This is a genomic window from Flagellimonas onchidii (genome assembly GCF_004804315.1).
GTDB classification, from domain to species: Bacteria; Bacteroidota; Bacteroidia; order Flavobacteriales; family Flavobacteriaceae; genus Flagellimonas; species Flagellimonas onchidii.
In genome coordinates this window covers 206242-232778 of sequence record NZ_SRXX01000003.1, presented here as the reverse complement: position 1 = coordinate 232778, position 26537 = coordinate 206242, and the positions used below count along the sequence as shown (strand labels likewise).

The 26537-nt window shown below is 39.3% G+C and carries 20 protein-coding genes; 4 read left to right on the top strand and 16 right to left on the bottom strand.

Annotation, left to right across the window (positions count from 1 at the left end; genetic code table 11):
• Positions 1-9: 9 nt before the first annotated feature.
• Complete coding sequence (gene ilvB / locus E4661_RS04925; RefSeq protein ID WP_136465710.1) at positions 10-1743, bottom strand: biosynthetic-type acetolactate synthase large subunit; 1734 nt, start codon at positions 1741-1743, stop codon at positions 10-12.
• A 53-nt stretch (positions 1744-1796) separates the two neighbouring features.
• The gene (gene ilvD, locus E4661_RS04920) at positions 1797-3476 is read right to left on the bottom strand and encodes a dihydroxy-acid dehydratase (protein WP_136465709.1); all 1680 of its coding nucleotides are present in this window, start codon (positions 3474-3476) and stop codon (positions 1797-1799) included.
• 613 nt (positions 3477-4089) lie between these two features.
• Between ilvD and E4661_RS04915 the strand changes: the two genes are divergently transcribed.
• Positions 4090-7236 (top strand): T9SS type A sorting domain-containing protein, encoded by a 3147-nt coding sequence (locus E4661_RS04915; protein ID WP_136465708.1) that lies wholly within the window; start codon positions 4090-4092, stop codon positions 7234-7236.
• A 190-nt stretch (positions 7237-7426) separates the two neighbouring features.
• Here E4661_RS04915 and E4661_RS04910 read toward each other — a convergent pair whose 3' ends face one another.
• The 4 genes from E4661_RS04910 to E4661_RS04895 are packed head-to-tail and all read right to left on the bottom strand — an operon-like array spanning position 7427 to position 10931.
• The gene (locus tag E4661_RS04910; RefSeq protein WP_136465707.1) at positions 7427-8266 is read right to left on the bottom strand and encodes a 5-oxoprolinase subunit C family protein; all 840 of its coding nucleotides are present in this window, start codon (positions 8264-8266) and stop codon (positions 7427-7429) included.
• The gene (gene pxpB / locus E4661_RS04905; protein ID WP_136465706.1) at positions 8259-8993 is read right to left on the bottom strand and encodes a 5-oxoprolinase subunit PxpB; all 735 of its coding nucleotides are present in this window, start codon (positions 8991-8993) and stop codon (positions 8259-8261) included. Before pxpB ends, E4661_RS04910 begins: the two co-directional genes overlap by 8 nt.
• On the bottom strand, positions 8993-9727 hold the full coding sequence (gene pxpA, locus E4661_RS04900) for a 5-oxoprolinase subunit PxpA (RefSeq protein WP_136465705.1): 735 nt from the start codon (positions 9725-9727) through the stop codon (positions 8993-8995). The genes pxpB and pxpA overlap by 1 nt, the downstream gene beginning before the upstream one ends.
• 7 nt (positions 9728-9734) lie before the next feature.
• Complete coding sequence (locus E4661_RS04895; RefSeq protein WP_136465704.1) at positions 9735-10931, bottom strand: Nramp family divalent metal transporter; 1197 nt, start codon at positions 10929-10931, stop codon at positions 9735-9737.
• 183 nt (positions 10932-11114) lie between these two features.
• Between E4661_RS04895 and E4661_RS04890 the strand changes: the two genes are divergently transcribed.
• Positions 11115-11558, top strand: a complete 444-nt coding sequence (locus E4661_RS04890) for a hypothetical protein (RefSeq protein WP_136465703.1) — start codon at positions 11115-11117, stop codon at positions 11556-11558.
• Here E4661_RS04890 and E4661_RS04885 read toward each other — a convergent pair.
• Positions 11555-11965, bottom strand: coding sequence for a hypothetical protein (locus E4661_RS04885; protein ID WP_136465702.1), 411 nt, complete (start codon positions 11963-11965; stop codon positions 11555-11557). The two genes, E4661_RS04890 and E4661_RS04885, sit on opposite strands and share 4 nt — an antisense overlap.
• 276 nt (positions 11966-12241) lie before the next feature.
• Here E4661_RS04885 and E4661_RS04880 point away from each other — a divergent pair, with 276 nt between their 5' ends.
• Complete coding sequence (locus tag E4661_RS04880; RefSeq protein ID WP_205728922.1) at positions 12242-12925, top strand: beta-keto acid cleavage family enzyme; 684 nt, start codon at positions 12242-12244, stop codon at positions 12923-12925.
• Between the two features lie 155 nt (positions 12926-13080).
• Complete coding sequence (locus E4661_RS04875; protein WP_136465701.1) at positions 13081-13659, top strand: GNAT family N-acetyltransferase; 579 nt, start codon at positions 13081-13083, stop codon at positions 13657-13659.
• Between the two features lie 2 nt (positions 13660-13661).
• Here the strand turns inward: E4661_RS04875 and E4661_RS04870 are convergent, their stop codons facing one another.
• From E4661_RS04870 to E4661_RS04830, 9 genes are all read right to left on the bottom strand, one after another.
• Positions 13662-15197, bottom strand: a complete 1536-nt coding sequence (locus E4661_RS04870; RefSeq protein ID WP_136465700.1) for a YifB family Mg chelatase-like AAA ATPase — start codon at positions 15195-15197, stop codon at positions 13662-13664.
• A gap of 145 nt (positions 15198-15342) precedes the next feature.
• On the bottom strand, positions 15343-16284 hold the full coding sequence (locus tag E4661_RS04865) for a PIG-L deacetylase family protein (protein ID WP_136465699.1): 942 nt from the start codon (positions 16282-16284) through the stop codon (positions 15343-15345).
• A gap of 108 nt (positions 16285-16392) precedes the next feature.
• A complete protein-coding gene (locus tag E4661_RS04860; RefSeq protein WP_136465698.1) occupies positions 16393-18168 on the bottom strand; it encodes a carboxypeptidase-like regulatory domain-containing protein in 1776 nt (591 codons plus the stop codon).
• Between the two features lie 9 nt (positions 18169-18177).
• Entirely contained in the window at positions 18178-19359 is a 1182-nt protein-coding gene (locus tag E4661_RS04855) for a DUF4249 domain-containing protein (RefSeq protein WP_136465697.1), read from the bottom strand.
• Positions 19356-20534, bottom strand: a complete 1179-nt coding sequence (locus E4661_RS04850) for a DUF4249 domain-containing protein (RefSeq protein WP_136465696.1) — start codon at positions 20532-20534, stop codon at positions 19356-19358. Before E4661_RS04850 ends, E4661_RS04855 begins: the two co-directional genes overlap by 4 nt.
• Positions 20535-20552: 18 nt before the next feature.
• The gene (locus tag E4661_RS04845) at positions 20553-21755 is read right to left on the bottom strand and encodes a DUF4249 domain-containing protein (protein WP_136465695.1); all 1203 of its coding nucleotides are present in this window, start codon (positions 21753-21755) and stop codon (positions 20553-20555) included.
• Positions 21756-21766: 11 nt separating this feature from the next.
• Entirely contained in the window at positions 21767-22981 is a 1215-nt protein-coding gene (locus tag E4661_RS04840; RefSeq protein WP_136465694.1) for a DUF4249 domain-containing protein, read from the bottom strand.
• A 10-nt stretch (positions 22982-22991) separates the two neighbouring features.
• Positions 22992-25763: a TonB-dependent receptor gene (locus tag E4661_RS04835; RefSeq protein ID WP_136465693.1), complete on the bottom strand. Its 2772-nt coding sequence runs from the start codon at positions 25761-25763 to the stop codon at positions 22992-22994.
• Positions 25760-26512 carry a hypothetical protein gene (locus E4661_RS04830; protein WP_136465692.1) on the bottom strand — a complete coding sequence of 251 codons (753 nt, stop codon included), beginning with the start codon at positions 26510-26512 and terminating at the stop codon, positions 25760-25762. The genes E4661_RS04835 and E4661_RS04830 overlap by 4 nt, the downstream gene beginning before the upstream one ends.
• Between the last annotated feature and the right edge of the window lie 25 nt (positions 26513-26537).

Here is a 26537-nt window from a genome sequence, read left to right as displayed (position 1 = left end):
GGTCCACCCTTACTTTAATCTAATATCTGAAACCGATGCGCCCGATGGTATCATTGGAAATACGTTGTCCTCTTTTTCCACTCGAACTTCCAAAAAGTAAGGGTCTTTAGATGCCATCATTTCCTCTACAGCATCTTTTAGATCTGAACGCTCTACTACCCTTCTTGATTTAATATGATAACCTTCTGCGATTTTTACAAAATCAGGATTGGTCATTACAGTAGAGGCATATCTTCTTTCAAAGAAAAGCTCTTGCCATTGACGTACCATTCCCAAGAAATCGTTGTTTAACACCACAATCTTAACAGGGACGTTATGCTGAAAAATCACTCCAAGTTCTTGGATGGTCATTTGGTATCCACCATCACCAATAACGGCAACCACTTCCCTGTCCATGGCACCCATTTTGGCTCCGATAGCGGCTGGTAAAGCAAATCCCATGGTTCCCAAACCTCCGGAAGTAATGTTACTTTTGGTCTGCTTGAATTTAGCGTACCTACAAGCCATCATTTGGTGTTGCCCAACATCTGTGACAATCACAGCCTTATGGTCAGACGCCTTATTAATCTCCTCGATTACTTCTGGCATGGTAAGTCCTTCTTTTGTTGGTTGAAGGCTGTTTTTTATAACAGTTTCGTATTCAATCTCATATTTTTTATCGAATTCGGCCTTCCAAGCAGTGTGCTCGTTCTTATTGATCAAAGGCAACAAAAGGTCTAAAGTTTCCTTGGCGTTCCCCAACACGGCTACATCTGCACTTACATTTTTGTTGACCTCAGCAGGGTCAATCTCGAAATGAATCACTTTTGCTTGTTTAGCATAGGTGTCCAAACTTCCTGTAACCCTGTCATCAAAACGCATCCCAATAGCGATAAGCACATCACATTCGTTGGTCAATACATTGGGACCATAATTTCCGTGCATCCCAACCATACCCACATTCAAAGGATGATCAGTATCCATAGCAGAAAGTCCTAAAATAGTCCAAGCTGCAGGAATCCCAGCTTTTTCAACCAAAGCCTTTAGTTGTTCTTCAGCCTCGCCCAAAATAACCCCTTGACCAAAAACGATATAGGGTTTCTTGGCATTGTTTATCAACTCCGCTGCTGCTTCAATCGCCTTCAAATCTGGCTCCGGAACAGGTTTGTAACTTCTTACCCCTGTACATTTCTCATACGAAAAGTCAAACTCATCAAATTGGGCATTTTTAGTAATATCCACTAAAACAGGTCCAGGTCTTCCAGATCTTGCGATATAGAATGCCTTTGCCATGATTTCAGGAATTTCATCCGCTCTTGTTATCTGATAGTTCCACTTCGTTACTGGTGTAGAAATTCCAACAATATCGGTTTCCTGAAATGCATCAGAACCCAGAAGATGTCTTGGTACTTGTCCAGTAATACAAACCATAGGTGTAGAATCAATCTGGGCATCTGCAATACCAGTCACCAAGTTTGTAGCTCCGGGTCCAGAGGTTGCCATGGCCACCCCAACTCTTCCAGTCACACGGGCATACCCTTGAGCGGCATGTGTTGCGCCTTGCTCGTGCCTAGTAAGGATGTGTGTCAACCTATCTTGAAATTTATAAAGCTCATCATAAACCGGCATGATAGCTCCTCCTGGGTAGCCATAAATTAAATCCACCCCTTCGGCTAACAAGCAATGTATTATAGCTTCTGCCCCACTTATTCGAATGGTCTTAGCCGTTTTGTTTTCTTCTTTTTTCAAAGTTTCAGTATTCATAATCTCAACTTTAGTTGATGAGATTCCTGCATAAGCAGAAATGACAAAATTTTTTAATATTTATCGGTTACACATCCCTCTGAAGCCGATGCTACAGATCTTGCGTACTTATACAATATTCCTTTGGTAAATTTTAATGGTGGAGCTTGCCATTTGGCCCTTCTGCTTTCCATTTCCTCATCTGAAATGTTTAAGGTAATTGAATTGTCCAAGGCACTAATGGTAATAATATCTCCTGTCTCCACTAGGGCAATAGCCCCACCCACCTGGGCTTCTGGAGTTACGTGACCTACGACAAAACCGTGCGTTCCACCTGAAAAACGACCATCTGTGATAAGTGCGACCGATTTACCTAAACCGGCTCCCATAATCATGGATGTAGGTTTTAACATTTCGGGCATACCAGGACCTCCTTTTGGTCCTACATAGCGAATAACCACAACATCACCTTTTTCCACCTCTCCTTTGGATATGCCTTCATTGGCCTCGGGTTCGCTGTCATACACCACAGCTTTCCCTTCAAACTTTAGGCCTTCTTTACCTGATATTTTTGCAACCGCACCCTCTTCTGCCAAGTTTCCTTTAAGGATTTGTAAGTTTCCAGAAGATTTCAGGGCTTTGTCAACGCTGTACAACAAATCTTGCTCCTCAAATTCCATTGCCTCAACATCTTTAAGATTTTCAGCCAAGGTCTTTCCGGTTACAGTCATACAATCTCCATGTAAAAAGCCTTGCTCTAACAAGTATTTCATGATTTTTGGGGTTCCGCCAATACCATGAACATCTTCCATCAGGTATTTTCCAGAAGGTTTTAAATCGCCAATAAGAGGCGTTCTGTCACTTATCCTTTGAAAATCTTCCAATGTAAAATCAATATCCGCTGCATATGCAATGGCTAAATAATGTAATACCGCATTGGTAGAACCGCCAAGGGCATTGACCAAAGTGATTGCATTTTCAATTGATTTTTTAATAACAATGTCTTTTGGTTTTAAGTCTAGTTCCAAAAGGTTTTTTATTGCCTGGGCGGTACGTTCCGCCTCCGAAAGTTTGTTGGGGTTGACAGCCGGAATAGATGAATTATAAGGCAAAGCCATACCCATACATTCTATCGATGATGCCATGGTATTTGCCGTATACATGCCTCCACAGGCGCCTGCTCCGGGAATTGCTTTCTTGATAATTTCTTTATATTCAGCTTCATCAATTTCTCCAGCTATTTTCTGTCCCAAAGCTTCAAATGCAGATACGATATTCAGCTTTCGTCCATTGTGATTTCCCGAAGCAACACTACCGCCATAAACCATAATGGATGGTCTATTCAAACGAAGCATCGCTATAATGGCCCCAGGCATATTTTTATCACATCCCACAACCCCTATCAATGCATCATATGACATCCCGTTCATCACAGTTTCCATAGAGTCTGCGATAATATCTCTTGAAGCCAACGAATATTTCATTCCCGGTGTTCCCATAGAAATACCATCAGATACTCCAATGGTACCGAATGTGAGTCCTACTTGTCCGGTTTCGTTTACATGTTTTTTTATTTCTTGCGCTATACTGTTTAAGTGCATATTGCAAGGATTACCATCGTAACCCGTACTCCCAATGGCAACTTGTGCCTTTTTCATATCCTCTTCTTTTAAACCTGTGGCATACAACATGGCTTGTGATGCCGGCTGCGAAGGGTTTTGGGTAACGTTTTTGCTGTGTTTGTTCAGTTCCATTAATAGTTTTATCTCAATTCTAAAATTCTATTGAATTTACTACGGTATCCAAAGATAGATGTTTCAAATACTGAATTATTTTAACAGTTTTTGGGGTTCTAAAGTCATTCAAAACAATATCTATGCATTTACCTGTTAATCAGATATTTAAATCAATTTAAAATCCCATATCCAAATATTTTCAAGGGCATAAAAAAAGCCTGTATCGTTCGAATGATACAGGCTTTTCTTTGTCAATAGCAAGTCCGTATCATTCCCTATCAGGAATAATAATGACCACGTTATTGTTTACATTATTTCTTTTCATGGGGTCAATAGTACGAAAAAATATTTTAGCTGCAAATTCCTTGAAAAATATTAAACGACTTTATAGTTAAGAAGTTACAAAATTTATCTCACTTTTTTTGTATGAAACACCCTAAATTTTTAAGTTTTTCGTACAATAAAATATAAGAATATTTTTATAGATTCACAGCGAATTTTTATTAGGTAAAAAATAAAAAATCAAGTTCGAATCGATAGCACATACAAATGTATCAGGATGTAAAAGCATCCATGAAACAAGTATATAAATGATAAACCTAAAAATTTTAAACATCGAAAATCAATAATTATGAAAAGAACTACTAGATTTAAAAAAAAGTGTAAGTGTCCACATATTCAAATAAAGGAATTCTGTGCCTTTGTAAAATTATGGCTTTTTGGTTTTGGGTTTATGTTGTTTGCCAATGATGCATTTGCCCAACTCTCCCGAACTAATCGTGTTATAGCTCAAAAAGGGCTTCAACTCGTGGTTTGGACCCATGACGACGTTCAAACAGCAGGAGTAGATCCTGGTTATCCTGTGGGGAGTAACTGGACCAATCTTAATTTTACTGCACCAGCGGCACCAAGATATAACAGCACTTTTTTTTCCAGTCACCCTAGTTCACCTTATAGCATCATTTTTGCACCTTATGGAGATAGAATGGATAGATCTCCCAATACCACAGAAATCACAAATGGACCTTATTCCACTACAGACCCCAATGACCCCACGCCTGGACAAACTTCCAATGCCAATATTCTGAACCTAATCAATGACGGAAAGATCACAACCATGCAATTTGGCGATGAAGAAGGATATAGTACCGCCTTAGTAGGACGCTGGCGGGACTGGTATGATGTTTTCAGAAACCATTATCCAAATATATTGGTCCATAATAATCAATACGTTGATCAATGGAGTGAGGGTCAACTAAGGGATTATCTGGTTACGGCCAAACCGGATCTGTTGACATTTGATAACTATTGGTGGTGGAGAACCAATACTAACAGAACAGGTGGGGCATTGCCCTCTATGGGAGAATTGGCAAAATATCGAAAGTTGGCCATGGAAGGTTATGACGGTACAGGTAGCAGTCCTATTAGCTTCGGTCAATATTTAGGAGCATATAAACCGACCACCGGGCAGCAAGCTTCAGGTGGGTGCAATGATGCTCCTGGATATACTTTTTCAGAATCACAAATCTACGGTAATACATACTCTGCATTTGTCATGGGTGGTAAATGGAGCAGCCTTTTCAGATGGGTAGATGTTACAGATGCCGCTGGTGAATGTACCTGGCTTTTTCCCAGTCAAACCAATGGCCCCACACCGCAGTATTGGTACTATTCAAAAGTGGCAAAGGAAATCAATAACCTGTCACCTCACTTGTCTCGCTTGCAGAACAGAGCAATTTACTATGGACAGTTAGGACAATATATGAACGATGGTGCACCTACCAATAATGACCGCTCCAATTTAATTCCTGATTGGAACAGCAATTTTGACCCCTATATCACGGATATTTCCGGAGACAATCTTACTCCGGCGACAAATGATAATCTGGATGGGGATGTGTTTATTTCCTATTTTGAGCCCATTCAAGATATAGACAATACATCCAATGTTACCATGGCTCCTGTACACAACAAAAATGCCAGATATTTTATGATTTTTAACGGGATGACCAAGCCCAATGGCTGCTGTCACCACCCTACAGACCCATTATATGCTCAAGATACCATTCAGGGGAAAGCAAATTTGACAAGACAAAGAATTACATTGACCATGGATTTTGGCACCAATCCAGTGGATCAGTTAAAGCGTGTAAGTACTACCACAGGTAATGTGGAAAATGTGGCACTTACAAGTGTTTCTGGAAGTGTCTACACAACAACTTTTGATTTGGATGGTGGCAAAGCCGCACTTTTCTATTGGGAGAACCAACATTCCATCCCTATGGCCAAATTGGTAGGCCATTGGACATTTGATGAAACTTCGGGAACTACGGCAGCTGATGCATCTGGAAACAATCGTAATGGAACACTAGTCGGTGGTCCTACGTGGAATAGCTCAGGCCGAGTGAATGGCGCTATCAGTTTGGATGGAACAAACGATTGGATCAATCTTACAGATTTTAATCTGGAAAACGCATTTACCATAAGTGCTTGGGTAAAGCTCAATGCGGGCATTAATCAGTTCGATGGGCTTATGAGTGCAGATGATCCACGTACTGGGCAAGATATCAATTTCTATAATGGAGCGCCACGGTTATGGAATGGCTCTTCGGATGTGGTCATTTCCAATACTTCGGTAACGGCTAATGTCTGGACCCATGTGGCGTTTGTACGTGATGGCTCTGATATCACCATTTATATTAATGGCGAAGCTAAAGGAAGGCGCGCATGGACAGAGACCCTTACCGTTGGTGCTTTGGGCAGAAGTTTTGCAGGCATTGGTTTTTCAGGCTTATTGGATGACTTCCGCATTTATGAAGGAGCCCTGACCAGTAGGGAAATAAAAGAATTGCCAGGGTTTGCAACAACCGGACCAGACATTACAAGTAATTTAGAAGGCCATTGGACATTTGATGAGACCAGTGGCACCACGGCAATCGATGCCTCTGGAAACAACCGTACAGGTACATTGCAGGGCAACCCTACATGGAATGCTTCGGGCAAGGTTAATGGAGCCATTGCATTGGATGGTACAGGAGATTGGGTCAACATTTCGGATATGAACCTAAGTGGCGATTTTACCATCGCTTCATGGGTAAACCTGAGCACGGGTATCGGCAATCAAGATGGCATTGTTGCAGCCGATAATGCCAATAACGGACAGGACATTAACTTTTATAATGGAGCAGGACGTCTATGGACAGGTGCTACCGATGTGGTCATATCAAATACCACTATGACGGCCAATACCTGGACACATGTGGCAATCACACGTAGCGGCTCAAACCTGACCATTTACATTGATGGGGTGTCCACAGGTACTGGTTCTTGGTCAGGTACAATGGATGTAGGCGGATTGGGAAGAAGCTTTGTGGGAGCAGTAACTGAAGGGAGCTTAGATGATTTAAGAATCTACTCTAGGGCCTTGAATTCCAATGAAATCAATGCTCTACCTGGTTTTAGTGGAGCATCTAGTCTGAAAGTTAGAATATCTGATGCCCTTGAATTGATCGAGGAAGGACAAAATCAAAATGACATGAGAATATTTCCAAATCCAGCCAAATCAATTTTCTATTTGACCAATGGCAAAACTCATGAAGGAAATGCAACTTTTGCTTTATTTAATCTTTCGGGACAACAAGTGATGCAAAGGAGTATAGATTTAAAGTCAAACGCAACCACAACTTTTGATATAAGTCGTCTTAACAAAGGGTTATATATCTTAATTGGAATACAGAATGGAAAAGAAATACTGAATAAAAAAGTAGTGATTGAGTAAACTTTTTTCATATTGTATAAACTATCTGCCCCAACTATTAAAGGTTGGGGTTTCTTATTTATATCAGTAGCTATCTTGTAATGTTTTATGATTCGCCAACTATTTTTCATCAAACAATTGTGGTATATGATATCAGTAACCTGCTTAATCGTTTAAGTAAAGTATGGATGAATAAGAAGAAGCGTAAAGGTTATAACAACTTAAACGAAAGGAAATCTCCAAATTTTTTCTGTGCCAAAACACAAATGGACTCTTCTGAAAGTTGTAAAATACGTGGGTAACCTCCAGTGGTCTGTCCATCCTTCATTAAGATAATCAATCTTCCTGCTGGTGTAAATTGCACTGTACCTGGAAGAGTTCCAGAAGTAAGCATAGAATGTTTGTGCCCTTCTATCAATTCAGAAAGTTGATAGGCCATCCGATTATTCGCTTTTGACACTGTAAATGTTTTCGAAAAAACTTCACCAAGTTGCCTATCTGTCAATATGGAAAACTCGGGCCCTTTATGCACTTCCAAAGTTCCAGTTTCAAAATACTTCTTCATTTTAACCTCGGTCAAACTGGGATCAAATGCTTTGATTTCATCAAAAGGTATTTCCTCTCCATCAGCAATACATTTTGATGGGGTAATCGGGAAATATTGTGACCTACTGCCCAAAACCTCAGAGGTTCTGAAACCTCCCTTTACGGCCAAATAATTTCGAAAACCATTTTCCAATCTTCCATAAGATAAAATATCACCTTTGGACACCTTGATTACCTGATAATTTTCTATGGGTTTATTGTTCAAGGTTGCCGACATCTGAGCCCCTGCTAAACATATATAGGTATCTGCCTCAAACAACAGGGTTGGCCCTGTCATCGTAATTTCCAAAACTGAATCACTAGGATCGTTTTCCAGCATTTTATTGGCTCTTTTTACCGCAATGGTATCCAATACACCTGAAATAGGAACCCCAACGTGGCGATGGCCTAAACGCCCTAAATCCTGAACCGACAGAAAAAAACCAGATTTCAAGACTTTAAGCATCTAAAGGAGTTTTTTCTAGTTTAAAAATTCCTACTTCAGCTTCAATTTTATGCAGGTCGTAGGCTGCTTTGGATATCTGATAAAATTGGATTTTATCACCAACGTTTACAAAACAGGGTTTTTCTTTGCTGGAATCGAAAATGGGAATTGGGCAGTTACCGATTATATTCCACCCCCCTGGTGAATCCTGTGGATAAATACCTGTCTGTTTTCCTGCAAGTCCTACAGCTCCCTTAGCTACCGCAAGTCTTGGTTCTTTTCGTCGTGGAATTTCCAAAGTTTTCGGTAGTCCACCCAAGTACATAAAGCCTGGTAAAAATCCTATTCCATACACTAGGTATTCGTGTGAAGTATGCAATCCAATCAGTTCTTCAGGAGATAATTTGAGTTCCTTAGCTACATCCTTGAGATCAATTCCGAATTCGGCTTCATAGCAAACAGGAATATGCCAAAGAAAACGCTGTTCTTTTAATTGTCCAGCATTTTTTGATACATAGCAGTCCAAAATCTGCTTTTCGACCTCTTCAAAATCCACATCTTCTTGATTGTTAACCAGGGTTATTGAATTATAGGCTATCGACATTTCCCAACCTGGCTGACGAAGTTTGTTAAAACTATCCCTGAAAGTCAAAATATCCCTTAGAATTGATTCACTCACTTCTTTTGGCCATTCTATTAGAATTGCTCGTTCACCAAAAGGTTGAATGGATATGGAATAATCTTTCACTAGGCTAGTTGTACCCCATGCTTGGGTAATTCTTGGGAAAGATACATCAATATTTGTAATGCGGAAGAGGTATCTCCATGTATGCAAACCGTATCGGCCTTGATTTCTGTATATTTTTCGGAAACCGTAAAAACTCTATTTTCCTTTATAATGGGTAAAAGGTGCTGCAGTACCCTTTCGGGGGCATGTATCAAAGCATTTTCCAACTGCCTGGAAACTAAACTTAAATCAGGGTTATAATTTCTATCTCCAAACGCCTCATAGCGAACACTGAACCCTTTTCTTAGTGCGATTTTAGCTATCGCTGATCTATATGGTACATACAAAAATGTCCTATTTTGATAATCCTGTAAGGCTTCCAAATAAACTTCGGCCAAAGCTTCATCCCTTGCAATTTGATTGTACAAAGCTCCATGGGCCTTTATGTGATGGATTTTGGTGTTTTCTGAATGTACAATAGATTGAAATGCCTGAAGTTGATCCTTCAAACTTTTTTGAAGTTCCGGCATGGAAATTGACATCGGTTTTCTTCCGAAATTCAGTCTATCTGGATACGAAGGGTGTGCTCCTATTTTGACCTTATGTTGCTTGGCCAATCGTACAACTTCGAGCATGGTATGTACATCTCCAGCATGACCGCCAGAGGCTATGTTACAAGAATTTATGAGAGGCATCAATTGCTCCTCATTTCCTACACCCTCACCTACATCACAGTTAATATCAATTGTATTCATAGCCCGTTTAAAACAATCCTATCACCTTCAAAATACTTTTCACCCCAAGAAAAATGGAGAATCCAACAATAAAAAAACCAACAATGTTCTGAGCTTTTGAATTGATATGCTTCCCCATCACCTTCTTTTTATTGACAACCCAAAGCAGTAAGATGGCCATTACCGGCAATAAAATACCATTCGCAATCTGAGCAAACTGAATAATCTGAATAGGTGTGATATCAAAGGACAAAAAGAGAACACCAAGGGTCAAAACGATTGCCCATACCAATTTGAATTTCTTATTTTTCATTCCATTATCCCAACCAAAACAGCTGCTGGCCACAAAAGCTGCAGCCAAAGGAGCAGTGATAGCGGAGGTAACTCCTGCTGCAAGTAGACCTATTCCCAAAAAGTATAAGGAGAGGCTTCCAAATAAAGGTTTTAACCCAATAGCCATGTCCATTACACCTTCAACATTTTGAATTTGCGCAGCGGCTGCCGTTATCAAAATGGCCATAGAAACAAGACCACCTAAAGTAATGAAAACTATGGTATCCCATCTTGCATCTTTCAATGACGATTCTGAGGACCATTTTTCTTTTGTCAATGAAGCATGTAAAAACAAATTATAAGGTACCACTGTTGTACCCACCAAGGCTATAACAGTAAGTAAACTTTCACTGGGTAAAGTGGGTACAAACATACCCTTGATAATTTCTGTTACATCTGGCTTGGTCATAAAAGCAGCTATCACAAAACTTACCCCCATAATCCCTACCAATGCCACAAATACTTTTTCAAGCGTCTTGTAACCACTGAACCATAATAGTACAAAAGCTATTGAACCAATCAACAATGGGTAAAATTGACTCAAAGACCCTTCACCGAACAAACCCTGTAGTCCAAGTGTGGCACCTCCGATATTACCTCCCTCATATGCTGCATTTCCTATCAGGATAGCAGCCAACACAATACCTATTATAATATTTCTGATCCAGGGTTGTGTGAGTTGGGATTTAATGACATCTACCAAACCTGTTTGGGCTACCACTCCGATCCGACCAGCCATTTCCTGCAACGCAATCGTGGCCAAAATGGACAGCATAACCGCCCACAGCAGCGCATATCCAAAATCAGCTCCAGCCAAAGTACAAACTGTAATGGTTCCTGGACCAACAAAGGCAGCGGCCACCAACACGCCAGGGCCAATTTTTTTAAACATATATTTTTTAGCTTTTCACCACACGAAAGTTAACTTGTTTTGTTAGAATTCATGCATTTCATCTAAAAAAATGTATTTCATCTAAAAGTGGTGTGTTTTACATCGACTATTTATACGAATATGTAATTGTTAAAGTTATAATAGTCCCAAATCAAATATTGACCAAAACTTGACCTAATACTCATGACTTGTAAAGATTGTGAAAAAAAAATCAGCCGTGAGCAGTATGATGCATCTATGGAATCTTTAGGCGTCGCCTTATGTGAACGACATAGCCGGCTTATCAAACAAATAATCCTGAACAATGATACCCCGCTAGAGGCGATACAACTGTTTTATGCCCTAAAAGAAGCGGGAGCTCATCCAATGTTGGAATGGTGGGATGGTAAAAAGTCTGTTGACATTGCCATTTCAAGGGTAAAACTCAATATCGAAATTGACAAGGATTATAACATGATTACCCATGAACAAGCCATCAACGATCTTGAAGAGGCCATGCACTCATTTAAAAACGGGTTTACGACAATAAGAATCCCACACTTAGCCGTTAAATATTATCTAGAAGATACAGTTCAAAACATTCTGGGAATCATCAGTGGTCTAAAGGCAAATATTAAGGCCATTTAGTCTGAGTACAAAAGCTTTTTGTTCAAATTAGATTCCTTGTATTCCAGTATGTGTATTGCAATGGTTCTTTCACCAATATTTTCAAGGTCGTTCACGTAATTTTTCCCTTTGAATTCACAATATTCTGTATCTCCGGGTTCTAATTTGATCATACTGATTTTACCATTACCATAACGGGTCAACGCAAGACCTCCGGTAAGACAAACCCAGTTATAATTGGAGTTTTGTTTTCTAAATGGGATTCTTTCGCCAGGCTCCAGCATGATATCCCAAAGTTTAACATTGTCATTCTCGAACACTAAACGTTCCCCGAGTGATTCTTTTATTCCTTGATGAAGAAGTTCATCAATCATTTCTGGTGTCCAGGGATCAAAGTTTCCTATGGGGTTCAGTTCCACACATTGCATAGCTCAATTCTATAAAAATGGGCGCAAAATTATAATATTGAATGCAAAAAAAACATGATAAATGTAGGATTTAACTTATTTTTTGATAGAATGGAAAGAAATTGGATTTTTTATTTTCACATTGATTACCAATGGCTTAAAAAAAATATATTCTTAAATCTTCCCTGGTAAGAATGCATTTTGTAGTCATTCAACCAAAAAAATTGAAATCCATCCAAATTAATACCCTGTATTTTTATAAAAGATTTACATTGATGATATCAAAATGAAAAAAGGTTGGAAAATCTTATCATCAATTTCACTCCTACGGGGATGATTCCTACAAAGGAAATGACACCTTATGTCCCCATCTCTGTTTCAGAAATCGTCGAAAACACACTAGAGGTTTCTGAAATAGGAATTACTTTGGTCCACTTGCATGCAAGAAATCCTATTAACGGAAAACCTACATATAAAAGGGAGATTTATGCCCAAATAATTGAAGGGATTCGGAAGCACGACCCTGAATTGGTCATCTGTGTTTCGCTAAGTGGTCGAGATTTTCCCGAATTTGAAAAACGAGCCGACCCTCTATTTCTTGAAAACAGTCTAAAACCGGATATGGGAAGCTTGACATTGAGTTCCTTAAATTTCAATGCCACAGCAAGCGCAAACTCCCCTGACATGATTCAAGGACTTGCGAAGATTATGTTGGAAAAAGGAATAGTTCCTGAATTGGAGGCATTTGATATTGGAATGATAAATTATGCTAAATATTTAGCTAAAAAAGGCTTAATTAAACCTCCTTATTATTTCAATCTAATACTTGGTAATATCGCCTGTGCGCAGGCCAACTTACTCAATGCAGGTATTATGATCAATGATTTGCCTGATAATTCCTATTGGAGTTTGGCAGGAATTGGAAATTCCCAATTGAAAATGAACTATCCAAAGGATACATACCATTGCACAAGCAAATGAAAGAGAAGTACTTTCTTCTTCAGAGTTCAGAAAATCGTTTGGAATGACACCGGGTAAAGCTTTTGACGACTTAAAAAATTGAGATACCCCTAGAAAAGCAAAGCAAAAACTATACCCTCGCGCTAATTAGAAACCGTTTTAAAAATGGTCTGGTTTTGTATAGCCTGCGCAATCTTTTGACCAGAACCGGAATCGACCTAGATTTATATTACTGGGTTCGCGAAGGAACAGCTGATTATAGTATTCCTGAGGTTAGAGATAACAGTACGCGCTATAAATTTGAATCTCTTGGGTTACAAGATTTGAAAGCAATGAGTTCATTAAGGATGCGCTCCAACAAAGGAGAAATAATCAATGGAATAAAAAACGGGCAAAAGTGTATCGCACTCAAAGATGGTGACAATGTAGCCGCATTTATGTGTATTGAATACAATGATTTTACAATCAACGATAAAAAGTTCAAACTTGAATCTGACGAAGCCTATTTGCTCAACATGTATACCATGAACAACTATCGAGGTCAGAACTTGGCTCCTTTTCTCAGACACAAATCTTATGAGTTACTCAAAGCTGAAGGCAGAAAAAACATCTACAGCATTACGGAATATTTCAACAACTCTTCTCGGAAGTTCAAAGAAAAACTTAATGCAGAAAACATGTCTTTATACTTTTGTATAGGACTTTTCAAGAAAAAGTACTGGACCTTTAAACTAAAGGATATACAAAAGAAATAGAATTATCCCAACCACCCCTCTCGATCTAAGCTACGATATTGGATTGCTTCAGAAACATGATGGTCTTGAATGTTTTTTCTGCCTTCCAAATCTGCAATGGTCCGTGCCACCTTCAAAATCCGATCATATGCTCTGGCCGAAAGTCCCAATCGTTGCATTGCCACTCGAAGTAATTCTTTTGACGAGCCATCTAAAGCGCAAAACTGTCTAATCTGTTTGGTATTCATCTGGGCGTTGTAATGCACTGTTTCTATAGTTGAAAATCTTCTTGTCTGTACCTCCCTTGTCGCAATTACCCTTTCTCTAATTGAACTACTTGACTCAGCTTTCCTGTCATCGGATAGCTTTTCAAAAGGAACAGTGGTCACCTCAATATGAATATCAATCCTATCCAATAATGGGCCTGATATTTTACCTAGGTACCGCTGCATTTCCATGGATGAAGATGTCATTGGAGCTTCTGGATCATTGAAGTAACCTGAAGGGCTTGGATTCATACTCGCCACCAACATAAAACTACTGGGATAAGTCACAGTAAATTTTGCTCTAGCAATAGTAACTTCTCGGTCTTCCATAGGTTGCCTCATTACTTCCAAGACCCTTCTTTCAAACTCTGGCAATTCATCCAAAAAAAGTACCCCATTATGCGAAAGTGAAATTTCTCCCGGTTGTGGATAACTTCCGCCCCCAACCAAAGCAGCACTGCTAATGGTATGATGTGGATTTCGAAATGGCCTTTGACTCATCAAACCACTATTCTTTAAATTTCCTACGATACTATGGATTTTGGTAGTTTCTAAAGCTTCGTACAATGTCATCGGAGGTAAAATTGACGGCAAGCGTTTGGCCAACATGGTTTTGCCAGATCCCGGTGGGCCTATCAATATGATATTATGTCCTCCAGCAGCGGCAATTTCCATACAACGCTTAATACTCTCTTGCCCTTTTACATCTGCAAAATCGAATTCAGGAAAGCTCAAATGTTTATAAAACTCCTCTCGCGTATTAATCTTGGTTGGTGAAAGTGGCAGTTCCTTATCAAAAAAATCAATCACCTCACTTATATTTTCAATACCATATACTTCCAAACCGTCGACAACAGCTGCTTCTTCGGCATTTTCCTTCGGTAAAATAAAACCATTGAACCCTTCTTTCTGAGCATTGATAGCAATTGGTAATGCTCCCTTTATGGGACGTAGCTCTCCATCCAAGGAAAGTTCTCCCATAATGATATATTTTTCAATATCCTTTGATTTGATTTGGTTGGAAGCTGAAAGAATTCCAAGAGCCAAGGTAAGGTCATAGGCTGAACCTTCTTTTCGAAGGTCTGCAGGAGCCATATTAATGGTAATCTTTTTGCCAGGAACACGATAACCGTTGTTTTGAAGCGCAGCAGCAATGCGATAATTACTTTCCTTAATGGCATTATCTGGCAATCCCACAAGATGGTAACCAATTCCTTTATCTACATTAACTTCCACAGTAATTGTGGTAGATTCAACGCCAAATACAGCGCCACCATAAACTTTTACAAGCATAAAAAAGAGGCATATTATTAGGTTGAAAATATATATGAATCTTCTTTAACAATAAGCCCCCATTTGACGGATACCCACTTTCCAATTGATGAATGCCTTCCTAGAATCAACCTACGCATTCCTTTGGCCAATTAATTAACTAATTTTATTTCAATGTTGAACTGAAATGTGTATCAGTAGGGAATATGCTTTTTAGTTCACTTAGTCTTGGCAGTCTCCCGTATGGACTAATCTCAAAAGCTTCAACAAACTCTACATCTCTTCCAAAAGCTTTATCAACTTTATCCCTATATCTATTGCTATTGTTTGAAAACCATCCTTTAATCCCCTTTTTGGCGTTTTCAACGACTGCTTGTTTTTCATCCTCGGTTTTTGGCATAGTTTCCTTACTGCCATTGGTCCCTCCTTCCACAAACTGGGAAAAGTGGCTAAGGGTTGCTTCTAGCTTGGAATCTATAACATCATCAATTGGCAACAGTATTTCTGGTTTAAACGGCAATCTGTTGTACAAATTATCACCATATAAGATTATGGGTGGTGATTTTAAATGCTCCACTTCGGGCAAATAGTTAGGAACATTGAGCAATAACGCTGCATCTATTACCAATTGATTTGTAGCTCTATGATCTGGATGAAGTTCATTGGGACCATGCACGATTATAAGGTCCGTATTCCACGCTCTTATTATACGAACCAAGTCCTCTCGGTTTTTAAGACTAGTTACCAATTCTCCATCATGATTATTCATTATCTCCATGGAAACTCCCAATACATCAGCCGCGAGTTGCATTTCACGCTTTCTTCTTTTGGCCAGCATTTCTCCAGAGTCTCTCCAATGTCCCTTGTTTCCATCGGTAAGAGAAATAAATTTTACGTTATGCCCTTTGCTTTCAATTTTTTTGATGAAGCCCGCAGCCCTAATATCACAATCATCTGGGTGTGCACCAATGGCAAGTATGTTTAAGGCTTTGCCATTTTTGGTTTGAGCAAATGAGTTGGTTGATACAGTAAAACCAAAGACAAACAGAATGAGGAAAAAAATTCTTTGCCTCGTTAAGATTCCATGAATTATATAAGTATTGACCATGAGGTTAAAGGTACTAAAAATGGACTCCGCTACGTGACATTGTTCAATAACACATTTTGTGCAATTCCAGTATCAAAAAAATACTGTCAAACAATATAAATATGTACCCTATTTGACAATAAATTTCTGTTTGACGGATACTGGATTTCCATTTGAGGTAAACCCTTCTACAACTAGCTCATACTCTCCTGGCACATCTGAAGTATAGAACTTGATCTCATTTTTTTCTTTTGATAAATCGAGATTTGGCTCCCACAACAACTGATGTCTAAAATCAGGGATTCTAATCTGTGTCTCCACATCTTTATAATTTTCGTCAAAATAGTCCTTTCGCGGTTGAGGCCTAAAAAGGGCGACGTTTTGAAGGTGCGGCGCATAAAATTCATTATAAAAATCACCATCTATGGTTTTAAAGAGCAATACCCCTTGAAAAGGTTGTGCCCCCAACATGATCTTATCTCTTGAAAAGTCAATACTCTTGATTTTTTTTGCACTAAAATCCATAAAATCTTCATGCCTTTTTATAAAAAGCCCATCTACGAACACCATAGGCAACATACTCAAATCGGTAAACCCCTCTTCTGGTCTTATTTCGAAGACACGCTCACCATTGGCCAATTTTCTTATGGAAACCTGATCGACTACTTCAATTATAGTTTCCCCTATGCTGTTGAACCGCGTATAATCATCCAAATCATAGCTTGCTGTGTATTTTCTATAGTTTGGAGGTAGATGTTTTGCAGGTAGGGTAGAATCCTTTCGTTGTTCTTTGAATGCATTTTCAATTTGATTTTCTATACTTCTTTGAAGAATGTAATCCTTCATTTGTTTTGAGAGTTTGAAATCTGTAAAGGACATATCCAAATCATTTAAATCATTGGAATCCATGGTAACTTCATATTCTTCCCAATTATCTGCAAGAATCTGTAACGAAGCGTTTGTATTATCATATTCGCGATTCACAATGAACTCAAACCTACCTTCGGCATCAGAGGTAGCAACTTTCAACAAAAATTCATTACCAGGAAGCGATAGCGAAATTCGCTTTCCTTGAACTGGTTGTCCACTTTCTTTGTTGGTTATAGTTCCCGATATCACTTCTCCCCTTAGTTGGGGCAGAAATTCTGCTTTTAAACCACTGCCTCCGATGTTTTGTCCTCTCAATACGTAATTGTCAAAGAAATTATGCGCCGTAACTTTTGTTGGCGATGGCAATGAATCCACTTTTCGTACAGAAATAGAATAATCTCCATTCTTTACAACATCGTTCAAGGCAGAAATATGCGCAATGGCCTGTTCTCTTTTTCCCAATTCAGATTTTTCCATCTGCAACTGTAAAAACGGACTTTTTATATTTTTTGAAGTAACACCTCTTTCCTCAGTAGAACTAAAAGATGCTTTCCCAACAACATCTGTGGAATCTGGTTGAGGTTCCAGATAGAACTCCGAAGTAACCTGATAAGGATTAATAATAAGTATGTCTGATTGAAAAAAGTCTGTCGTGTCAAAGTTTTTCATCCACTCGGAGTAGCCTAACAATTTATAACTACCTGTGGGCACCGAAGTGGGGACAAAGAAATCACCATATCCAGATCCATCCTTTAATCTGACTTTATGTGTAAAAACCACATTTCCATCCTTTCCAACAAGTCTCAAGTACGCAATCTGACTAAGTTTACTTGTTTCCTTGGTCTTTTTATCAATGCAATAGAGTTTATACCTAAAGTTTTCTCCCGTAAACAGTAAAGACTCATTGAGATGCACATAAATGCTCTCTTTAGGCATATTGACAAAGGAACTTTGCTTTTCCGTTCTGGCTGATTGCCCCAAGACAAGCATAAAGTTTAGTAAAAACAATACAAAAACAACACTATTTTTTCTCATAATTTAGTCTTATTCAATCCAAAAATCAGGGACCTCCGATGGCCCTAAAATAGTACAATCCCCACATACTTGTGGTACTGTAATATATGGTCCTCCACCCGGGAATTCCCCTTCATTATCTTTTATATATTTTATTAAATCCCATCGAATCAAATCAAGCAATCCATTGAGCGGAGCGCTTTCATGACACGGGTCTATATATTTGGGCAAGGGCTCATCCAAGAAAAAATCTTCATAATTAAAGAAAATACGTTTTTCGGTTACCGATGCCACGTCAAAATACCCCAAAACCTTTTCATTAGAGTTTTCTACGGATGAGATGTTCCCCTCTAAAAAACCAGGTTGAGTCTCAGAAAACAGGCTTTCACTGGCTGAAAACTCGTTTAAGGTCTTCAAAAAATCATAAGCTTTTTGGGTATGGATAAATTGCCTTACCAAGATGCTGTATCGATATGATAGAATGTAATCATCACTATTAACAAAACGAACTAAAAAATTTGACACTTTTCCAGTTTCCAGTTCCTCCGTATCAACCAGTATGAAGTTGTTCGATTTGTTTGTAGGATAGCATACACGTTCTCCATCAGATCTTGGACCTATTACGATAATGGGAAGCTCACCTTCTATCACTTCAAGTTCTTTTGTATTCCATCTGGGAGCAATCACTTTATAGGTTTCCTCGTATTCATATCTATAAAAATTTATGCTTTGGTCTGGATTGGACGTATCGATGAATATACCAATTCCATCTTCCCCTAAATCGTTCGTAATCCTCTTGGCATAAAGGCTATCTATAGGATTGGATACAGGAAGAGTCATGGAAGAGGAATTATATTGTTTTCCCGAAGCCGATGTTATCATCAACTGATATTCTGTATCCTTAGCTGCTGCAAAAGCTACGGTTGAACGATAAACTCCGCCTTCAGTTTCCTCAAAATTATATCTGTTGCCTTTGTTATCCATTACAATGACAGAGGCTCCAGACTCTTCTAAGGGTCCGTCATCATTAAATCTATAGGTTCTCGTCAAGTTTATTTCCTGTCTTATCATTTCGTCGGTGATTGTCGCATCAACCACAAAGGCATCTTCGAAATCAACAAATTCTGTATTAAAAGGTTCTATACATCCACTAAAGACGCAAATACCCAAAATCGCAATTTCTTTTTCATATTTGTTTATCCAGCTTTTCATTCCATCCAAAAATCAGGGATTTCAGAAGGACCTAAAGCACTACAATCTCCACAGACTCTTGTGGTTATACGATATGGTCCTTCATTAGGGTCTTCGGATCCATTGTCTCCAACATACACCCCTGCCCTAACTTCAATTATGGGGCGCAAAACACAACCTCCCATATTTGCTATAACCGGTGCACTCTCCTTACACGGGTCCACGTAAGGAGGTAGGGACTCTCCATGATAAAAATCATCATAATTAAAAAAAATGCGTTGTTCCGAAACACTACTTACATCAAAAAAGCCGAGGACCCTTTCTCGAGAATCATCTCTGGAAAACACGTTTCCTTGTAAAAATCCAGGCTGTATTTGCGACAGCAAACTTTCCGAACTGGAAAGCTCGTCAAGTCTTTCAAAAAAAGTATACGCCTCATTCGATTGGATATATTGCCGTACCAAAATGCTATATCGGTGTGATATAATGTAATTGTTCCTTGGTACAAACCGTACCATAAAATTGCTCACCCTATCCTCTACCAAATCATCCGTAGACGTTAAAATGATGGTATTGGAAAGGTCAGTAGGATAACACACCTGCTCATTAATGTTGTTCGGAACTTTTAGCACATTACATCCACTATTTGGTTCTGGATCGCCAATCAACATGGTTGGGTACCATTTTGGTGCAATTACACGATAGGTTTCCTCGTACTCATATCTATAGTTTTTGGAGTTACCGGCTGGATCAAAACTATTCACCAAAATAGCCATACCGTCCACTCCATCATCATTTGTGATACGTTCTGCAGTAACCTGTTCAATTTCTGTTCCCTGCGAAAATTCAACTGAGTTAGACCCATAGTTTTTACCTTCTGAGACTACGGAAAGCTCATATGACCTACCTAGTTGAGCGGCAAAGGGTTGATTGGAAAGATATATGCCATTCTGCACATGTCCAAAAGAATATGTATTTCCATCGGTGTCCACAATAGACACCGAGGCATTCGTTACCGGTGCAGGTCCGTCTTCCTCAAACATATAGGTTCTTGTAAGCATTATCCTTTGTTGTTTAAGTTCATTAATGGTAGCTTCAATAACCAAAGCACTTTCAAAATCCACAAAAGTGGCTTCAAAAGGTTCGATACATCCACCAAATACCAAAATGGCTAAAATGGCCAGTTTTTTCTTCATATCAGCTACCACAACAAATCATTCTATCCAAAAATCAGGAACCTCCGTTGGTCCTAGTTCTTTACAATCTCCGCAAACCCTAGGAACTACAAGATAGGGCCCCTCATTATCTCCTTGTTCTCCATTATCTGCGAAATAAATTCCCGCTCCATTTTCAATCAAAGGTCTTAACACACAACGTCCACCCATATTAATCAGTGGCGGTGAGCTTGGTCTGCAGGGATCAAGATATGGAGGTAAAGGCTCTCCCGGATAAAGGTCATCGTAATTGAAAAATATTCTTTTTTCCGAAACTGAGGCTACGTCAAAAAAGCCAAGTACCCTCTCATTACTATCTTCTTTGGAAAACACGTTTCCTTGCAAAAATCCAGGCTGGGTCTCAGAAAAAAGACTTTCCGAACCTGAAAGTTCATTGAGTGTTTCAAAAAAGGCATATGCTTCATTCGATTGTACCAACTGCCTTACCAAAATACTGTATCTATGAGACATGATATAGTTGTTCCTGTTTATGAAACGTACCATGAAATTACTTACTCTATCTTCTTCCAAATCTTCGGTTGAAGTGAGAATGATGTTATTGGAAAAGCTAGTTGGATAACATATTTGTTCATCCGTAGTGTTGGGGACTTTGATTACTTCACATCCTGGTTCGGGCGCTGGTTCAAGAGATATTGGATTCCAAGTTGGGGAAATTACCCGGTATGTTTCGATAAACTCATATCTATAATTCTTGGCATTCCCTGTTGGATCAAAACTATCTACCAAAATGGCCACCCCATCTTGACCTTGGTCGTCTGTAATTCGTTCTACACTTATCTCATCTATGGAAGTAGTCGCAGTCAATTGGGTGGGGTCTGAACCGTAATTCCTTCCATCCTGTGTAATTACCGAAAGTTCATAATTTCTACCAGATTGGGCGGCAAAAGCTTGTTCAGAACGATATAGTCCATTAGCTATGTGTTGAAAAGTGTAAGTGTTGCCCTCTCCATCACTGACACTCACGTCGGCAGTAGATTCCGCAGTAGGGCCATCATCTTCAAACTCATACGTTCTTGAAAGAAAAACCTCTTGCTGTTTCAACTCATTTGTGATTGTGCCATCGATAACCAATGCACTCTCAAAATCCACAAAAGAGGTTTCAAATGGTTCGATACAGCCATAAAACAAAAACCCAATGACGCACAAAAACCGATTTTCCATTTTACCCAATTTCACTCTCATCTTTTCTATTATTATTCAATCCAAAATTCGGGCGGTTCTGGATTTCCTATTTCTGAACAATCGCCACAAACATTGGGAACTATCAAATAAGGTCCTTCCCCTAGCCCAGGACTCCCATTGGCATCTACATACCCAACCAAGCCCAGTTCTACTTGGGAGCTCAAAACGCATCTTGGCGGTTGCCCTGGTTTGCTCAACGGTGGAGCGTTAATAATACAAGGGTCTGTATAGGGTGGTAAATCCTCACCTGGGAACAAATCGTCATAATTAAAAAAGATGCGCCTTTTGGATACAGAGGCTACCTCAAAATAACCCAATACCTTTTCATCTCTGCTTTGCTCTGAAAAGACGTTTCCTTCCAAAAAACCAGGCTGGGTCTCCGAAAACAGACTCTCGTTACCCGAAAACTGGTTCAAGGTCTCATAGAACGTATAGGCTGCATTGGATTGTACAAACTGCTTAATCAAAATGCTATATCGATGTGATATAATATAATTGTCTCGAGGTATAAACCGTACCATAAAATTATCTACTCTATCCTCAGACAAATTCGTGGTGCTCGTCTGTATGATTGCATTGGAAATATCTGTGGCGTAACATGTTTCCTCTGACCTTGTATCTGGGATTACTCGCACTTCACAAAGTTCGGTCTGTTCGGCCGGTGGAACTTTTTCCAAATCGTTGGGTCGCCAAAAAGGGGCAATTATCTTATAGGTTTCTTCATATTCATATCTATAGTTTACGGAGCTGCCTGTTGAATCAAAACTATCCACTAAAATGGCTACGCCCTCTACTCCATCATCATTGGTCATCCTTTCAACAGTAACGTCATCCATTTGTGTTGAGGCGGGTAAGGTCATCTCACGCGATATGTAAGTCCGCCCGTCTTGAGTGCCAATTCGGAGCTGATAGGTGACGTTGGGTTGGGCTGAAAAAGCTTGTTCAGAAACATAAATACCCGGAGCGGTTGCTACAAATGTATGGGTCTCGGATCCAGCAACCACCTGTACACTGGCATTGGATTCGGGCAAAGGTCCATCTTCTTCAAACTCAAACGTACGGGTGATAAAAACGGTTTGTCTTTCCAGTTCGTCGGTAAGAGTGGCCTCAATCACTATAGCACTTTCGAAATCTGGAAAAGTTGCCTCAAAAGGTTCTATGCAAGCTTCTAAGCAAAGGAGAGCCATAGGTAGTATCAAGGCATATTTTAATCTTTCCTTTGTCATAACTACTAAGTCAAAATTTGAAATTGTACGTAATCGTTGGAACCGGAATGGAAAAGATTGAACTTTGGTAAGCTTTTATATCCCCATCTTGGGTCACAAAAAATACGGAATAGGGATTATTTCTTCCTAAGACGTTGTAAATGGAAAAACTCCAAAAGCTATGGGCGAATTTTTTAATCTTGTGGTTTCCTTCCATATTAAAGCTCAAATCCAATCTATAATAATCAGGTATTCTGAACTTATTCCTATCGCTGTAAAAGACAAATTCTGAGTTATTGAAAGAGAAACTTCCAATCGGAAATGTAACCGGTCGTCCTGTCTGATATACAAAATTCGCTGACGCGCTGAATCGTCTCGTAAACTTATAATTGGCCACTACGCTAATATCGTGGGGCTTATCATAGTTAGATGGAAAAAATGCTCCACCATTCACTCTTTCTTCATTGAACGGGCTATCGAGTTTTACGAATGACCTTGAATAGGTATATCCTAGCCATCCATTTAACTTCCCTTCGTTTTTCTTGAGCAAGAACTCCACTCCGTAGGCTTTTCCATCACCCTGCAACACTTCGGTTTCGATGGCCTCATTCAACAACAATTGGGCACCTACTTTATAGTCTAGGAGGTTTTTCTGTTTTTTGTAATATCCCTCCAAGCTCAGTTCATATTTATTGCCTTCAAAGTTTTTGTACAACCCAAGTGAGGCTTGATAGGCTTCTTGAGGCTTAATATTAATGTCGGACAACTTCCAGGTATCGGTCGGGGAAACCGTTGTGTTATTGGAAAGTGTGTGAATGTATTGGTAAGCATTGTTCAAACTAGCCTTGACGGAAAAGTCCGGTGCAAGAAAATATCGAGCTGATAATCGAAGTTCAGGTCCTCCATAGGTTTCTATCACCTCATTACTGTCAAAGTCCTGTGTTTCTACCAAAGTCCCACTATTTTTGGGAGCGTTGTCTTGATAAATGCGTTGTTGGGAAGCTCCCAAAGCGGCGTAAAAAGAATATCGTAATCCTAAATCTATCAACAATTTATCATTGACTTCGTAACTGTCGGATATGAACGCTGCAGATTCCAATCCTCTTTCTTCCGGAATCGTAAGCGCTGAAACATCCGAGTCCGCTCCCAACGGCACTATATCACCTGGGTTTACCTGATATAGCTTGCTTGAAATCCCAAAATCGAATTTATGTTTGGGACTATGTAAATATTTCATCTTGATTTTGAACTCGGTCTCGTTGTTTTTATAACCCAAATCAAAATCATCATTGGATTCTCCGTCAAATTCTATCCCGAACTTGTACTCGCTGTTGGAAAGAATCAAACTTCCTGTGGTCTTTTCACTGAATTTATGGTCCCATTTTAATGAAACCAATCTATTGCTATAGTCGAAGATTGAGTCAGAAGTGATGCTGAACTTATCTTGACTAAAATAACCCGTAGCCTTGATTTCATTTTTATCATCGATGGTATGGTTGTATTTAGCCACTATATCAAAGAAGGAGGCGGTACTATTGTTCAACTGTTCGTCATCCAAAGTCCTTAAAATCCAATCGGAATACGTTGCCCTACCACCAACCAGCAAGGCTGATTTATCTTTGACAACCGGTGTTTCTAGTACAATATTGCTGGTAACCGGCCCTATTGAGGCTTCGCCCGAAAATTTCTGAGTATTTCCATCTTTGGTCGTAATATCAAAGACCGACGAAAGCCTACCTCCAAATTCTGCGGGAATATTTCCTTTGTAAATTTCGGCAGCTCCAGTACTAAAAGGGTTTATCGCCGAGAAAATACCAAAAAAGTGTGCTGGGTTGTAAATAACACCGTTATCCAACAAAATCAAGTTTTGGTCGGTTCTCCCTCCTCTTACGTTATATCCAGCAGCACCTTCACCTGCAGTTGTAATACCTGGAAGTGTAATTGCCGCTTTTAGTATATCCCTTTCTCCCAACACAAGGGGGATATTCTTGATTTTTTCAACTTCAATAAGCGTAACACCCGTAAGTGCCGTCTCTACATTTCTGTCTAAATTGCCCTGTACAACAACCTCATCCAACACCTCAAAGCTTTCATTAAGCTGGAAATTATATATGCCATCGTTGTATAAGATCACTTTTGTTTTCGATTCTTGAATACCCAACCCTCTGGTCTGAATAATGTTTTCTCCTATCGGTAGCTGAAGGCTATAATTCCCATTGGCATTGGTCGAAGTACCAATATCCTTACCTTCTACAATAATAGCCAAGTCAGGAATCGGTTTACCATTTCTTGAATTGGTGACTTTACCGGTCAAAGTAAATGTTCTTCTTCTGTTGTTTCTATTTTCTTTTCCAATCTTAACAACTTGAATACCCCTATTGGCACCATCTTCTTCAGAATTTACGAAAAGGGGGCCGTAATCCTGCAAGTCGTCATAACTAGGTTCATCGTCCGCAACTTGTTCCTCTTTTCCAAAAAAGTCATCGGGCAATGCATCGTAAATCTGATTGTTCTGTAATAGATATATCTTGTTGTCGTCCGCTATGTAGAAATTAAGGATGGTATCTTTAAAAAGGTCATCTAAAATCAAACTTACCTGCATATCCTGAAAGTTTCCGGTAACCCGGATATCATCCAGCCAAGATTTTACATAGTAAAACCTATAATCCGTTTTACTTTCAATTTCATCCAAAGCTTCAGAAACGGCGACATTGGAAAAGGACACCGATATTTTAGGGATTTCTTGTGCCACAATATATTGCATGCCGACAAAGAGCATGGCCACTACAAAAGCTTTTTTCATTTTTCTGATTGATTATTATTTTGGGAAAGGAGAATTTCGATTCGTTTCATCAAACTGATGTGAAAACCATCTGGGTCATTCTTTCGAAGTGTCCTTGCTATATTATAAAACTTGTCTATGTCCCTCTTGAGGTTTGGAAACACAGCAATAATGTCCTTTTTCGAATTGACTATGGTATATTTATCATTGTACAACAATACATTTTCACCGGATCCATCCAAGAATTCATAATAGATGGACCTCCTATCTTTTCGGTCAAAGATTTTTTTGTTGTGCTTTATATAGAGTGTAAAGCTTGAGCTTTCCAATGCAATCTCATAAAATCCGTAGTTGTTCAGTAAAGGAGCTTCTGTCTGTGTTATTTTGACAAAATTGTGTCCGTCAATTTGAAAGCTTTCAATATAATCTTTGAACAATTCGAGGGTTCCTCCCCCCACCTCTGTAATCAATCGAACCAGAACCTCATCGTCAAACACATCATATTTTATCTCCAGGTCGTAATAACATTGGCCGTCATAACATACACTACCAGATTGAAATTCCCTAGTCTGAAAAAACTGGGTGTTTTCATTTATAGTTCGGTATTTTTCTGTGTAAATAGTTCCTTGGTAAAGTCCTGTGTTCTCAATCCCTACCTGTTGGTCAAATGAATTGAGGTATTCGATTCGTGCGACATCTTGCCCAAAAGACAAGAAAACACCACCAAATACCAATAGCGGCATTATGGCAGCCCTGAAAAAAGTAAGCATATTGTTTTACAGTAGAATTAAGAGT

Bases quoted from the DNA above. Each gene is read 5' to 3' on its own strand.
- ilvB (WP_136465710.1), bottom strand. From the start codon at position 1,743: ATGAATACTGAAACTTTGAAAAAAGAAGAAAACAAAACGGCTAAGACC.
- ilvD (WP_136465709.1), bottom strand. From the start codon at position 3,476: ATGGAACTGAACAAACACAGCAAAAACGTTACCCAAAACCCTTCGCAG.
- E4661_RS04915 (WP_136465708.1), top strand. From the start codon at position 4,090: ATGAAAAGAACTACTAGATTTAAAAAAAAGTGTAAGTGTCCACATATT.
- E4661_RS04910 (WP_136465707.1), bottom strand. From the start codon at position 8,266: ATGCTTAAAGTCTTGAAATCTGGTTTTTTTCTGTCGGTTCAGGATTTA.
- pxpA (WP_136465705.1), bottom strand. From the start codon at position 9,727: ATGAATACAATTGATATTAACTGTGATGTAGGTGAGGGTGTAGGAAAT.
- E4661_RS04895 (WP_136465704.1), bottom strand. From the start codon at position 10,931: ATGTTTAAAAAAATTGGCCCTGGCGTGTTGGTGGCCGCTGCCTTTGTT.
- E4661_RS04890 (WP_136465703.1), top strand. From the start codon at position 11,115: ATGACTTGTAAAGATTGTGAAAAAAAAATCAGCCGTGAGCAGTATGAT.
- E4661_RS04885 (WP_136465702.1), bottom strand. From the start codon at position 11,965: ATGCAATGTGTGGAACTGAACCCCATAGGAAACTTTGATCCCTGGACA.
- E4661_RS04870 (WP_136465700.1), bottom strand. From the start codon at position 15,197: ATGCTTGTAAAAGTTTATGGTGGCGCTGTATTTGGCGTTGAATCTACC.
- E4661_RS04865 (WP_136465699.1), bottom strand. From the start codon at position 16,284: ATGGTCAATACTTATATAATTCATGGAATCTTAACGAGGCAAAGAATT.
- E4661_RS04860 (WP_136465698.1), bottom strand. From the start codon at position 18,168: ATGAGAAAAAATAGTGTTGTTTTTGTATTGTTTTTACTAAACTTTATG.
- E4661_RS04855 (WP_136465697.1), bottom strand. From the start codon at position 19,359: ATGAAAAGCTGGATAAACAAATATGAAAAAGAAATTGCGATTTTGGGT.
- E4661_RS04850 (WP_136465696.1), bottom strand. From the start codon at position 20,534: ATGAAGAAAAAACTGGCCATTTTAGCCATTTTGGTATTTGGTGGATGT.
- E4661_RS04845 (WP_136465695.1), bottom strand. From the start codon at position 21,755: ATGAGAGTGAAATTGGGTAAAATGGAAAATCGGTTTTTGTGCGTCATT.
- E4661_RS04840 (WP_136465694.1), bottom strand. From the start codon at position 22,981: ATGACAAAGGAAAGATTAAAATATGCCTTGATACTACCTATGGCTCTC.
- E4661_RS04835 (WP_136465693.1), bottom strand. From the start codon at position 25,763: ATGAAAAAAGCTTTTGTAGTGGCCATGCTCTTTGTCGGCATGCAATAT.
- E4661_RS04830 (WP_136465692.1), bottom strand. From the start codon at position 26,512: ATGCTTACTTTTTTCAGGGCTGCCATAATGCCGCTATTGGTATTTGGT.